A 13,308-nucleotide genomic window follows, 5' to 3' on the forward strand; every position below is an offset into this window, starting at 1 on the left:
CGGTCAGCCCAGGGCGACGGCGAAGACGTGCATGGCGTTCTGGCCGCCCGCCGCGCCCGTGCTGACGGTGGGCAGCGTGACGTAGGCGGGTGTCTTCCCTTCCCGCAGCGTCACCGTCGCGCCGTACACCGCGACCTTGCGGTTGTTGCGGCCGTTCGCGGTGTTGAGGTACGCCGGACTGGCCACCAGGCCGGTGTCCCGGGCCGCTCTGTTGTCCCACCAGTCGGCGAAGGCCAGCGGGACGTCCTGGGTGGTGCCGTCGGTGTAGGTCACCGTGGCGAGGTCGGCGGCAAGTCCGTTGGTGGCGGTGCCCAGGAACCCCAGCTTGGTGCCGGTCCCGGTGAGGGGCACCGTCTGGCCCGCCGCGACGATGTTGTCCTGCTCGCCCGGCGCGGTGGCCGGCCAGGTGAACGTCACGCCGTCGTAGGCGACCGCACCGCCCGGACGCAGGCCCTGCGCCGCCAGGGCCTGCGCGGACAGGCTGCGTCCGGCGCCGTCGAGGTCGGCCAGCCGGGGCGCGGTGTCGTCGCTGATGCCCCGGTTGTCCCGTGCGGCGTCGAAGGAGGCGTACGGCACCGACACCCGCAGCCGCGCGGTGTCCTCGGTCCTGGCGCCGCGGTGGGTGGCGCTCACGGCCAGGTCGTAGCCGCCGGGGCTGCCGTCCGCGGGGACGGTGACCTTCCATGCGACGCGGACGGACCCGCCCGGCGGGACGGTCGTGCGTGCGGGTGTGCCGGCCTCGGCGGTCCAGCCCTCCGGGACGGTGAGGTCGACGGCCGCGTCCCGCAGGACGCTCGCTCCGCTGTTGGTGTAGGTGGCCTCGATCGTGGCGGTGGTGCCGGGGTGCAGGAGCCGGTCGCCGTCCAGGGTGACCGGGTGGTGGACGGTGACGGGGGTCGTTCCGGTGACGCCGTCCACGGTGACGGCGATGGTGGCGACGCCGTTGCCGACGGCGGTGACGGTGCCGTCGCGGCTGACGGTGGCCACCGACGGGTCGCTGCTGCGGTACCGGACCTTCTTCTCGTCCAGGTCGGCGAAGGAGCCGTCGTCGGTGACGGCCTCGACGACGTGGTCGGCTCGCACGTCGAGGTTGCGGCCGGGCTGCCGGTCCGGGTCGGTGTCGTCCTTGAGCCAGCGGTTGCGGGCGGTGAGGTCCATGGTGTCGCCGGCGCTCAGGGCCACGGTCTCCGGCTGCACGGTCACGTGCCGTACCCGGTCGGAGAGCCGGCCGTGCACACCGATCCGGACGGAGCCGGAGACGGTGGCGGAGTCGGGGCCCGCCTCGAACCGGTAGGTGCCGTTGTACAGGACCTGCCGGGCCTGCTCGCCGTCCCAGAAGGCCAGGTCGGCGGCGTTGACGCGGAAGGTGACGCGCTGGCTGCGGCCGGGGGCGAGGACGCGGGTCTTCACGAAGCCCACCAGGCGCTTGTCCGGCAGTTCCCGGCCGTCGACGCCGAACCCGGTGCGGGCGTACAGCTGGGCCACGGTCGCACCGGGCCGGGAGCCGGTGTTGGTGACGTCGAGACCGACCCGTACCGTCCCGTCGGCCGCCACCGTCCGGCGGTCCGCCTCGACGCCGGTGTAGGTGAAGTCGGTGTAGCTGAGGCCGTGGCCGAAGGGGTAGGTGGGCTCGCCCGTGAAGTACTGGTAGGTCCGGCCGAGACCGTCCGTGTCGCCGGGTGCCAGTCCGTAGTCGGCGATGTCGGGCAGCTGGGAGTCGTCCTTGTACCAGGTGAAGTTGAGCCGTCCGCTGGGGTTGTGCCGTCCGAAGATGACGTCGGCCAGGGCGTCTCCCTGGCTCTGGCCGTTGTAGCCGGAGAACAGGATCGCCGGGACCTTCCGGCGCACCTCCTCCAGCTCCACCGGCTTGCTGGACTGCACGCTGAGCACGGTGCGGGGGTTGCCCAGCGCCGTGACCTGGTCGATGAGGGAGCGGTAGTTGCCGGGCAGTGCCAGGTCTGCGTGGTCCTGGCCCTCGTCGGCCACCGCGGCGTCGGTGCCGACGGCGACCACCACCAGGTCCGCGTCCCGCACGGCCGCCCGGGTGTCCTCGCCGAGGACGGCGGGACCGGTGGCCGTGGTGGACGTGTCCGCGGCGTCGTGGACGATCTCCGCGTCGGGGTGGGCCGCTCTCACCTGGGTGGTGATGCCGTCGACCGGGCTCACCTTCACGGACGGGTCGCCCGAGTAGCCGCCGAGGGTCACCTTGCCGGCGAGGTCGCCCAGGATCACCACCTTGTCGACGTCCGCGACGTCCACCGGCAGCACCTTGCCTTCGTTGGAGGGCAGTTCGTCGTTCTGCAGGAGTACCAGGGCGTTGTCGGCCACCTCCCGGGCCAGCTCCCGTGCTCCGGCGATTCGATGACGTCCTTGCCGATGCGGGTGTAGGGCACCTCGTCCGCCCGGTCGAACTCGCCCGTGCGCATCCGCACGGTGAACAGGTGGACCAGGGCGGTGTCGATGACGCCGTCGCTCAGCACACCGGCCTCGACGGCCTCCGTCAGGTTCGGCGTGGTGGCCTCCTGGCCGGTGCAGTTGAGGTGGGTGCCCGAGCGCAGCGCGTACGCCTGCCCGCCCGCGGCGCCGGACACGCGCTGCCCGTCGTCGTCACGGGTCCAGGTGGCCTGCGTTCCCTCGCCGTCGGTCCGCCAGCCGGGCGGCGCCCAGTCGTGGCCCTGGGGGGAGGACTGGTAGGTGGTGCCGACCGCGTCGCAGTCGGAGGTGATGTAGCCGGAGAACCCGTAGCCGCGCTGGGCGATCTGGCTGGTGGTGTAGGTGTTGGCGGCCGACGGGGTGCCGTTGATCGCGTTGTAGGACGTCATCAGTCCCGCCACCAGGGACTTCTCGATCAGGCTCTTGAACTGGGACGTGTAGTAGTCGTGAAGGTCGTTGTCGGTGGTGTCGGAGCTGATGCCCATGCGGTTGTGCTCGACGTTGTTCAGCGCGTAGTGCTTGGCCGTCGCGGCGACCTTCAGGTACTTCTCCCGGGGTGTGCCGTCTTCCGTCTGCCCCTGGTAGGCGTTGACGTAGGCCCCCGCGAGGGCGGCGACGAGGTAGGGGTCCTCGCCGAAACCCTCGTCGGTGCGGCCCCAGCGAGGATCGCGGTCCATGTTGACGGTGGGCGCCCAGAAGGTGAGCGAGCCGTAGTCGTCCGGGGAGGCGCCGATGTTGTTCTGGCCGGTTCCCCACAGCGACTTGTCCAGGAAGCCGCGCACCTCGTCCGAGATCGCGGTCGCCGCCCGGTACACGAGGTCGCGGTCCCAGGTCATGGCGGCGGCGAAGTTGGTGGGGAAGCTGGTGGCGTGCACCCCGCCGGAGGCCGGGCCGTCGTTGACGTTGGCGCCCAGCCGGTTCACCCCGTGCTGGCTCTCGTTCCAGTAGGTGTACTGCTGTACCCCGAGCCGGGGGATGGCCGGTGCCCGGTTGGTGTGCAGTTGCTGTGCCTTTTCGGCGAAGGTCATCCGGGACACCAGGTCCGCGGCGCGTTCCGCGAAGGAGTGGCGGGTGTCCAGGTAGGGGGGAAGGGCGGTGGCACGGGCCGCCGGTTCGGCGGCCGGGGTGTTCGCCGCCCCGGTGGCGAGGAGACCGAGGCAGCACAGCGCGGCGGCCCAGGTCCGCCGGTGGGAGGGTGTCGGTGGTCTGCGGCGCACGGGAAGCCCTTTCTTCGTCGGTGACGTGAGGCGGGCATGGGACGGTCCCCGGCCGGTGGTGCGGCCGGGGACCTGGACCCCGTTCAGGAACCGATGGTGGCCTGCGGTCCGGTGTACTGCTTCAGCAGCGCGGGTACGTCCGCCGCCGCGTCGAGCGTGTAGGAGTAGTAGTCGCTCGGGGTGAAGGTGGTGCCCTGGGTCTTCTGGTCACCCGTGCAGTCGACGAGCACGCTGCCCTTCTGGGAGATCGCGGCGGCCGTCCCGTCGTAGGAGTAGGGGTTCGCGACGTTCTCGTAGTAGCTGTTCTCGACGACGGTCTTGGCCGACCCGCGCGAGAGGTTGCCGTACGAGGTGATGTTCTGCAGGTAGTTGTTGTAGAGGTGCGCCAGCGCCACGTTGTCGATGCTGGGGTTGCGCTGGTTGGTGTCGTGGATCCAGTTGTGGTGGATCGTCATGCGGGCGGTGACGTTGTCGGTCCAGCCGATGCCGAACGCCTTGTTGACCTCGCCCAGTTCGTTCCAGGACACGGTCAGGTAGCTGGTGTCCTTGCGGCTGTCGATGAGGCCGTCGTTCATCCGCTCGATCCGGTTGTGGTCGATCCAGATGTGGTCGGCGGTGTCCATCTGGATGCCGTCGTAGTCGTAGACCTTGTCGTCGGGGTCGTCGTCGGCCATCCGCGTGTCACGGATGGTCAGGTTGCGGATGATGACGTTGTGGACGCCGGTGCCCAGGTTGAGGCCGCCGTTGACGATCTCGCCCGTCGTGCCGACGCCCACGATGGTCTTGTCGGACTGCACCGGGATCTCGTAGCCGTAGCTGGGCACCGTGATGGACCCGGCCACCTTGATGACGTACGGAGCGGTGGCGGAGGCGTACTTCAGCAGGTCCGCGTAGGTCGTGACGGTGACGGTGGTGCCCGCGGCCCCGCCGGTGGTGCCGCCGCCGGTGGCGGCGAAGCCGTCGGCGGTGGAGGGCCAGGTGCGGCCGACCGGGGTGAAGGCCCACTGCTTGTTGGTGTTGGCGGTGCAGGTCTCCTGGATGATCGGGTTGCCGTTGGTGGTGGCCGCGTTCAGGTCGCTCAGGCACAGGCCGTTGCCCACGTTGACCACCTGGTAGGTGCCCGACCCGGACGCCGTGAACTTCCACAGCTGGTTGGCGCTGCCCACGCAGGTGTACTGCTGGACCTGCACCCCGCTCACCGTGCTGCTGTCGGGCACGTCCACGCACTTGCCGCTGCCCACCGACTGCAGCTCGAACGCACCGTTGCGGCTGTTCACCCGCCACTGCTGGTTCGTCTGCTCCGCATGGCAGTTCCACTGCTGGAGCAGCGCCTTGTTCGCCGTACTGCCGTCGACGACGTCCAGGCACTTGCCGCTCTTGGTCACCGCCAGCGTGTACGTCCCGCCGGACACCGGCACCGCCGCGGCGGCCGGCTCAGCCGAACCACCCACCACCAGCAACGGCACCACCAGCAGCACCGCCAGCCACCCCGGCACGAAGCGCCGCGGGTCTGTCCCGGCACGCGCACGTGTACTGTTCCCTCGCACGGGCTTCTCCCTCTCCGCCACGGTCGTCGTCATGTGAGCCGCGCTCACATCGGGTTCCAGTCGTCGGTGCCGGCCAGGTACTTCTGCGGCGTGTAGTCCGCCGCGGTGGAGTCGCTCAGCTGGGGCCGGTTGCTGTTGACGGTCGCTCCGGCGCCGGTGTTCTTGTACTCGGAGAAGCGGGCGTTCTGCCAGGAGTTGGAGGACATGTTGACCCAGGGCTGGGCGGTGGCGATGGTGGAGGAGAGCGTCGACTCACGGTAGAGGACCTGTGCGTCCGGGTACCAGGGACGCCCGAGCTGGGTGGTGTTGGCGGTCGCGCCGGTGATGTTCGACTGGTAGAAGAGGAAGCCGTACTTCTTGGCGGCGTCGGTGCTGGCGGCGGTGATCGGGCCGCCGGTGGACCGCTTCTCGTAGATGTCGCAGTCGTCGAACACGATGGTTCCGCCGCCGAAGATGAAGTCCACCGTGCCCTCCACGTAGGAGTTGACCGCGTAGGTGCGGGCGGAGTTGTTGACCAGGAAGGTGTCCTGGTCGCCCAGGAGCCGGACCGTGTCGAACACCGAGCGGTCGGCGTTGAGGTTCAGCGCGACGGCCTGGTGCCCCGAGTCGGTCGAGTTCTCGTCGAAGTCGTTGGAGACGGTCAGGTTGGCGGCCTTGAAGTCGTGTCCGTCGACGAACATGGTGGCGCTGCCGGAGGTGCCGTAGTCACCGGCGCTGTGGTTGTTGACGATGACGGTCGAGGACGGCCCCGAGCCCAGACCGCGCAGGGTGATGTAGGGCTTGTTGCCGGGGACGCGGACGATCTCCCGGTAGGTGCCGGGGGCGATGGTGATCTCCACGGGCTGGGTGTTGCCCGTGGGGACGGCGTCGATCGCCGCCTGGACCGTGGTGTACACACCGGTCCCGTCGGCCGCGACCGTGGGTTTGCCGCCCAGCAGGGTGAAGGCCCACTGCTTGTTGGTGTTGGCGGTGCAGGTCTCCTGGATGATCGGGTTGCCGTTGGTGGTGGCCGCGTTCAGGTCGCTCAGGCACAGGCCGTTGCCCACGTTGACCACCTGGTAGGTGCCCGACCCGGACGCCGTGAACTTCCACAGCTGGTTGGCGCTGCCCACGCAGGTGTACTGCTGGACCTGCACCCCGCTCACCGTGCTGCTGTCGGGCACGTCCACGCACTTGCCGCTGCCCACCGACTGCAGCTCGAACGCACCGTTGCGGCTGTTCACCCGCCACTGCTGGTTCGTCTGCTCCGCATGGCAGTTCCACTGCTGGAGCAGCGCCTTGTTCGCCGTACTGCCGTCGACGACGTCCAGGCACTTGCCGCTCTTGGTCACCGCCAGCGTGTACGTCCCGCCGGACACCGGCACCGCCGCGGCGGCCGGCTCAGCCGAACCACCCACCACCAGCAACGGCACCACCAGCAGCACCGCCAGCCACCCCGGCACGAAGCGCCGCGGGCGGAGACGATCGGCTCTCGGACGGCCGAGTAAGTATTCGGTCATGCGACTCTCCTCGTCGGATCGATCGAGTGTCGTTCCCCTCGCCCCCATGTGTCGCGTGCATGACAAACAGGTCTGGGCGATCGATGTGCCACACGCACGACGGAACGCCGCGTGCCATCAGGTCGGTGCCAACGACGGACCGACCGGTCCGACGTCCCGGTCGGACCGGTGTGGGATCGGCGGCGAGTTCCGGGGCTCTGCCCGGCGAACGTCCGGTGCCGTCCGCGACGGCGAAGACGCTAAGAGCGCCGACACCGATTCGTCAATAGCTCTTACATTTACCTCCGGCGCCCGCGTCGTGCCGGACGGTCCCGCCCGAGCCCCGTCCGCCACCCGGGGAAGATCCACCTCCGCGTCACGTCGACTCCCGGACCACGAGGCGGCAGGGCACCGTGTGCGCGCCCGGCGCGGTCCCCGCCGCCTCGATCGCGTCAAGGAGCCGCAGGGCGGCGATCCGGCCGATCTCCGTGAGGTTCATGTCGATCGTGGTCAGCGGCGGGCGGGAGGCCAGGGCCATGGTGTCCCAGTTGTCGTAGCCGACGACCGCGACCTCACCGGGCACGTCCGCCCCCCGCTCGCGCAGGGCGTCGGTGACCCCCCGCGCGATCTGGTCGTTGCCGCAGAAGAACGCGTCCGTCTCCGGCGCCGTGCGCAGGACCGCGGCCACCGCCCGACGTCCCCAGGCCTCACTCCACTCGCCGAAGTGGACCCGGCCGGTGGACAGCCGCAGGCCCGCCGCGGCCAGGTGTTCACCGCCGTGGTGCGCCCGGTCGCGGGCGGCGGCGTGGTGTTCGGGACCGGTGACGTGGGCGATCCGGGTGCGACCGGTGGAGACGAGGTGCTCGACCGCGAGGCGGGCGCCGCCCCGGTCGTCGGAGACCACGGAGATGTCGGCGGGGTCCGTGGAGGGGGAGAACGCGTACACCACGGGGAGGTCTTCCAGCCCGCCGACCCCCGACAGGGGCGGTCGCGGATCGGTGCGCCGGCCGGTGACGATGATGCCGTCCACCCGGCGGTCGAGCAGGGTACGCAAGTGGTGCTCCTCCCGGATGGCGTCCCCGCGGGTGTCGCACAGCAGGACCGAGATCTTGCCCGCACCCAGCGCGTCCTCGGCACCCAGCAGTACGGGGGTACTGAATCGGCCGATGCCGTCCGTGGTCATCAGTCCGACCGTCCAGCTGCGTCCCGTGTGCAGGCTCTGGGCCTGCGGGTTGGGGCGGAAGCCCAGCGCCTCGACGGCGTCCAGCACCCGCTGCCGCGTCTCCGGACGCATCCTCCCGCCGCCACTGAGCGCCTTCGACGCCGTGCCCACACTGACGCCGGCCAGGGCGGCGACGTCGGCGAGGCGCGCGCGACCGGTCGGCGACGACCCTTGAGCACTAGTGGCAGAAGTCACAGGCAAACCTTTTCTTCTCCGGGATCACTGAACCCATGGTGGCAGGCGATCTGTGCACAGTTCCAGACTGCACCAAATGAGAAAACCCTTGCGCACCTATTGACCGCCACCGGTTGATTTCCCCTACGGTTCCGACAGGTTACACAGGGAAAACCATTGCTCATTCGCGAACCCCGGAGAACCATGCCCCGTTCACGTTCCTCGCAGGTCCGCCCGACCGGGCCGGTCCGCCCAGGTCCGGACTCCCGGGCCGCGCTGCGTCCCGCCGCAGGCGTCATCGACTCCGGGTTCTGGCACGCCCGGCGTGAGGTCAACGCACGTGTGTGCCTGCCCCAGGGCCCCGAGCTGCTGGAGTCGGCGGGCAACCTGCACAACCTGCGCAGCGCGGCCGGCCGGGCCGACGGGACCTTCCAGGGCGACTATCCCTTCCTCGACACGGATGTGTACAAGTGGCTGGAGGCGGCCTCCTGGCAGCTCGCCCAGGCTCCGGACGCCGTGCTGGAGGCCCAGGCCGAGGAGATCATCACCCTCGTCGAGGCGGCCCAGGAACCCGACGGCTACCTCAGCACCTGGTTCCAGCTGGGCAAGGGCGAGGGCCGGTACACGGACCTGCGCTGGGGGCACGAGCTGTACTGCGCCGGCCATCTCATCCAGGCGGCCGTCGCGCATCACCGGGCCACCGGCCGCACCCGGCTCCTCGACGTGGCGCGCGCGTTCGCCGACCACCTCGACGGCGTCTTCGGTCCGCCGGGCAGCGGCAAGGCGATCGACGGCATCGACGGACACCCCGAGGTCGAGACCGCCCTGGTGGAGCTGTACCGGGAGACGGGCGAGCGCCGCTACCTCGACCTCGCCGCCTACTTCGTCGACCGGCACGGCCATGGCCTGCTCGGCGGCGAGTCCTACTGCCAGGACCGCGTCCCGGTCCGGGAGGCGACCGAGGTCGAGGGGCACGCGGTGCGCCAGCTCTACCTGCTGGCCGCCGCCGCCGACCTCGCCACCGAGACGGGGGACGGCGGGCTGCGCGCCGCCGGGGAACGGCTGTGGCACGCGATGACCACCACCAAGACCCATCTGACCGGCGGGGTCGGGGCCCACCACGACCAGGAGGACTTCGGCGATCCCTACGAGCTGCCCAACGAGCGCGCCTACTGCGAGACCTGCGCCGCGATCGCCTCGGTCCAGTGGAGCTGGCGCATGGCCCTGCTCACCGGCGAGGCCCGCTACTCCGACCTCGTGGAACGCACCCTGTTCAACGGTTTCCTGGCCGGGGTGTCGCTCGACGGCGAGAGCTGGCTGTACGTCAATCCGCTGCAGGTGCGGGACGGTCACGTCGATCCCGGTGGCGACCACTCGGCCCGCCGCACCCGCTGGTTCCGCTGCGCCTGCTGCCCGCCCAACGTGATGCGCCTGCTCGCCTCGCTGGAGCACTACCTGGCCACTGGTGACGAGGACGGGCTCCAGATCCACCAGTACGTCACCGGCACCTACGCCACGGACCAGGTCTCGGTCGGCTGCGTGACCGACTACCCCTGGCACGGCACGATCGCGCTCACCGTCGAGCGGACCCCGGCCGACCGGCCCTGGACGCTCTCCCTGCGGGTTCCGCAGTGGTGCGAGGAGGTCCGCCTGCGCTGCGGCGAGGAGGTCCGCGAGGTCACCCCGGCCGACGGCTGGCTGAGGCTGGAGCGCACCTGGGCCGAGGGCGACCGGGTGGTGCTCGAACTCGGTCTGGAGCCCCGGCTCACCACGGCCGACCCCCGGGTGGACGCGGTCCGCGGCTGCGTGGCGATCGAACGCGGCCCGCTCGTCTACTGCCTGGAGCAGGCCGACCACCCCGGCGGCGGACTGGACGACATCGTCCTGGACACCGCCCGCCCGCTCGCCGTGAAGCACCGCCCCGACCTGCTCGGGGGCGTCACCACCGTCGTCGCCGCGGGCCGCCGGCGCCCCGCCGCACCGGCCGGCTGGTGGCCCTATGGCCCGCCCGGGACCTCCCCCGGGGACGGCGGCGAGAGCGTCGAGCTGACCGCCGTGCCCTACTACGCCTGGGCCAATCGCGAGGACGGCGCCATGCGCGTCTGGCTGCCCACCTCATGACGTCCCCCGACCGCCCCCTTCCACCCCATCGAGGTCACCCCGTGTCAGCCAGCCGCCGCCCCCTTCTCGCCGCCGTCGCCGCCGTCGGGACACTCGCCTGCCTCGTCTCCTGCTCGGGCGGTTCCGGAGCCTCACAATCCACGGACGCATCCTCGGGGACGTACACCTTCTGGGACCCCTATCCGCAGTTCGACGCCTCTTCTCCGTGGGGCGAACTGGTCACGGGTTGCGGGAAGAAGGCCGGCGTCGAGGTCAAGCGCACGGCCTACGACACCACCGATCTCGGCAACAAGGCGCTGCTGGCCGCGCAGCAGGGCAACGCGCCCGATGTGATGCTGGTCGACAACCCGGTGGTCTCCACGCTCGTCGAGGCCGGCATCCTCAACAAGACCGCCGATCTCGGCCTCGACACCGCTTCGATCCAGAAGAACATCATCGGGGCGGGCACCATCGACGGCGACTCCTACGGTGTGCCGATCGGCGCCAACACCCTCGCCCTCTACTACAACAAGGAGATCCTGGACGCCGCCGGTGTGGACCCCGCCGGCATCACGGACTGGGACTCCCTCACCGCCGCCCTGGAGAAGGTCAAGGCCGCCGGGAAGAAGGGCATCACCTTCTCCGCGATCGGCACGGAGGAGGGCACCTTCCAGTTCCTGCCCTGGTTCTGGGGCGCGGGCGCCGATCTCGAGGACCTGGACTCCGATGCGGGCGCGGCCGCGCTGTCGCTCTGGAAGGGCTGGGTGGACGACGGACTGGCGCCGAAGAGCGTCCTGCAGAACACACAGACCACGAGCTGGCAGGAGTTCGCCGGTGGTGACTACGCCTTCGGCGAGAACGGCACCTGGCAGCTCGGCAACGCCGCCGAGGCGGGCTTCGAGTACGGCGTCGTCAACATCCCCTCGCGGGCGGGCGGTCCGGCGCCGGTGCCCACCGGCGGCGAGTTCGTCACCGTCCCGGTGCAGGAGGACGAGGCGCGCTACGACGTCAGCGAGAAGATCGTGGAGTGTCTGACCAGCGACGAGAACCTGCTCGCCACGGACACCACCTTGATGTACGTCGCTCCGACGGCCGCCGTCCAGGCGCGGCAGGTGAAGACCTCGACCGAGCTGAGGCCCTGGGTGGACGCGGTCGCCGCGGCCCGCGGGCGCACCAGCGGTGGCCTCGGCTCGGCGTACCCGACGATCTCCGAGCCCCTGTGGACCGCGGTGCAGACCGCCCTGTCGGGCACCGAGGACCCTCAGGCCGCCCTGTCCGCCGCCCAGACCAGCGCCGACAAGGGGTAGGGACCCGATGGCCACCGCACGGCTCGTCCCGGCGCACCGGGCGCCGAAGTCGCCGGCCGAACCCGCCGCCGCCCCGGCACCTGCCTCCCCGGGGCGGCGGCGCACCCGGCTCACCGCTCTCGTGTTCGTGGCGCCGCTGCTGGCGTACCTCGCCGCCTTCTACGCCTGGCCGCTGTACCGCAACCTTGATCTGAGCCTGCGGGACTACACGGTGCGGTCGTTCGTCTCCGGGCACGCCCCGTTCGCGGGGTGGGAGAACTTCCGCGCGGTCCTGGCGGACCCGACGTTCGCCCCGGCGATGCGTCACACGCTGGTCTTCACCTTCGTCTCCCTCGCCTTCCAGTACGTCATCGGCCTGGCCCTCGCCGTCTTCTTCAACCGGCACTTCCCCCTGGCTCCAGTTCTGCGGGCCCTGTTCCTCGTCCCCTGGCTGCTGCCGCTGATCGTGTCGGCGTCGACCTGGTCCTGGATGCTCAACAGCGAGTCGGGGGTCGTCAACCACGCGCTGCACCTCGTCGGCGTCGAGCCGGTCGGCTGGCTCACCTCGCCGGACTGGGCACTGACCTCGGTGATCATCGCCAACATCTGGATCGGCATCCCGTTCAACCTGGTCATCCTCTACAGCGGGCTGCAGAACATCCCCGGCGAGCTGTACGAGGCCGCCGCGCTGGACGGTGCCGGGCCCTGGCAGCGGTTCCGCCGCATCACGCTCCCGCTGCTGCGTCCGGTGTCGACGATCGCGCTGCTGCTCGGCCTGGTCTACACCTTGAAGGTCTTCGACCTGATCTGGATCATGACCAAGGGCGGTCCGGGCGACTCCTCGTCCACCCTGGCGACCTGGTCCTACCAGCTCGGCTTCGGGACACTGCTGCCGAAGTTCGGCCCCGGCGCCGCGGTCGGCAACCTGCTGATCCTCATCGCCCTGGCCTTCGGTCTGCTGTACGTCCGCGTCCAGAGGAGGCAGGAGAAGTGAAGCGGCGAAGCGGCTCACGGCGGCGTCACACGGTCATCGGTCTCGTCCTCACCGCGCTGATGCTGTTCCCCGTGTACTGGATGCTGAACGTGTCCCTGACCCCGCAGCAGTCCATGCGCAAGGACCCTCCCGACCTGTTCCCCTCGCACCCCACGACCGAGGGGTACCAGACCGTCCTGCGGGAGCAGTTGCCCCACCTGTCCACCAGTCTCCTCATCGGCCTTGGCACGGTCGCGCTCACCCTGCTGGTCGCGGCGCCGGCCGGCTACGCGCTGGCGACGCTGCGTCCTCGCGGCGGGGGCGCCGTAGGGCTGGCCCTGCTGGTCGCCCAGATGATTCCGGGCATCGTCATGGCCATGGGCTTCTACGGGGTCTTCCTCGACCTCGGGCTGCTCAACACCTGGTGGGGCCTGATCGTCGCGGACTCCACCATCGCCGTCCCCTTCGGCGTCATGATCTTCACGGCGTTCATGTCCGGCATCCCCCGCGAGCTGATCTCCGCCTCCCGGATCGACGGCGCCGGCGCCTTCCGCACGTTCTGGTCGGTGGTGCTGCCGGTGAGCCGCAACGCCGTCGTCACCGTCTCGCTGTTCAGCTTCCTGTGGGCGTGGTCGGACTTCGTCTTCGCCAGCACCCTCGACGGGGGCGGTGACTGGAAGCCCGTCACACTCGGCATCTACCGCTACATCGGCAACAACAACCAGGAATGGAACGCGATCATGGCGACCGCCGTGGTGGCGTCCGTCCCGGCGACGATCCTGCTGGTACTCGCCCAACGCTATGTGGCGGCGGGCGTCACCGCGGGAGCGGTGAAGGACTGACACCACCGCTCCCGCTCCCGCACCCCTCTCCCTTCC

The 13,308-nt window shown here is 70.4% G+C and carries 9 protein-coding genes; 4 read left to right on the forward strand and 5 right to left on the reverse strand.

Going from position 1 to position 13,308, the window contains the following annotated elements; translation table 11 throughout:
- Positions 1-3: 3 nt before the first annotated feature.
- From ACIP67_RS26250 to ACIP67_RS26270, 5 genes are all read right to left on the reverse strand, one after another.
- Positions 4-2,328 carry a glycoside hydrolase family 3 C-terminal domain-containing protein gene (locus ACIP67_RS26250; protein WP_401695187.1) on the reverse strand — a complete coding sequence of 775 codons (2,325 nt, stop codon included), beginning with the start codon at positions 2,326-2,328 and terminating at the stop codon, positions 4-6.
- Positions 2,229-3,650 (reverse strand): glycoside hydrolase family 3 N-terminal domain-containing protein, encoded by a 1,422-nt coding sequence (locus ACIP67_RS26255; protein ID WP_401695189.1) that lies wholly within the window; start codon positions 3,648-3,650, stop codon positions 2,229-2,231. Before ACIP67_RS26255 ends, ACIP67_RS26250 begins: the two co-directional genes overlap by 100 nt.
- 83 nt (positions 3,651-3,733) lie before the next feature.
- Positions 3,734-5,197, reverse strand: coding sequence for an RICIN domain-containing protein (locus ACIP67_RS26260; RefSeq protein WP_401695190.1), 1,464 nt, complete (start codon positions 5,195-5,197; stop codon positions 3,734-3,736).
- Between the two features lie 44 nt (positions 5,198-5,241).
- Positions 5,242-6,696: a pectinesterase family protein gene (locus ACIP67_RS26265; protein ID WP_401695192.1), complete on the reverse strand. Its 1,455-nt coding sequence runs from the start codon at positions 6,694-6,696 to the stop codon at positions 5,242-5,244.
- A gap of 355 nt (positions 6,697-7,051) precedes the next feature.
- A complete protein-coding gene (locus ACIP67_RS26270; RefSeq protein ID WP_401695193.1) occupies positions 7,052-8,092 on the reverse strand; it encodes a LacI family DNA-binding transcriptional regulator in 1,041 nt (346 codons plus the stop codon).
- Between the two features lie 183 nt (positions 8,093-8,275).
- Here ACIP67_RS26270 and ACIP67_RS26275 point away from each other — a divergent pair, with 183 nt between their 5' ends.
- The 4 genes from ACIP67_RS26275 to ACIP67_RS26290 are packed head-to-tail and all read left to right on the forward strand — an operon-like array spanning position 8,276 to position 13,272.
- Positions 8,276-10,192 (forward strand): glycoside hydrolase family 127 protein, encoded by a 1,917-nt coding sequence (locus ACIP67_RS26275; RefSeq protein WP_401695194.1) that lies wholly within the window; start codon positions 8,276-8,278, stop codon positions 10,190-10,192.
- Entirely contained in the window at positions 10,189-11,478 is a 1,290-nt protein-coding gene (locus ACIP67_RS26280) for an extracellular solute-binding protein (protein ID WP_401695195.1), read from the forward strand. Before ACIP67_RS26275 ends, ACIP67_RS26280 begins: the two co-directional genes overlap by 4 nt.
- Before the next feature lie 7 nt (positions 11,479-11,485).
- The gene (locus ACIP67_RS26285; protein WP_401695196.1) at positions 11,486-12,451 is read left to right on the forward strand and encodes a carbohydrate ABC transporter permease; all 966 of its coding nucleotides are present in this window, start codon (positions 11,486-11,488) and stop codon (positions 12,449-12,451) included.
- Positions 12,452-12,510: 59 nt separating this feature from the next.
- Positions 12,511-13,272, forward strand: a complete 762-nt coding sequence (locus ACIP67_RS26290) for a carbohydrate ABC transporter permease (RefSeq protein WP_401695453.1) — start codon at positions 12,511-12,513, stop codon at positions 13,270-13,272.
- Positions 13,273-13,308 lie beyond the last annotated feature (36 nt).

The organism is Streptomyces sp. NPDC088812 (assembly GCF_044750285.1).
Taxonomy (GTDB): Bacteria; Actinomycetota; Actinomycetes; order Streptomycetales; family Streptomycetaceae; genus Streptomyces.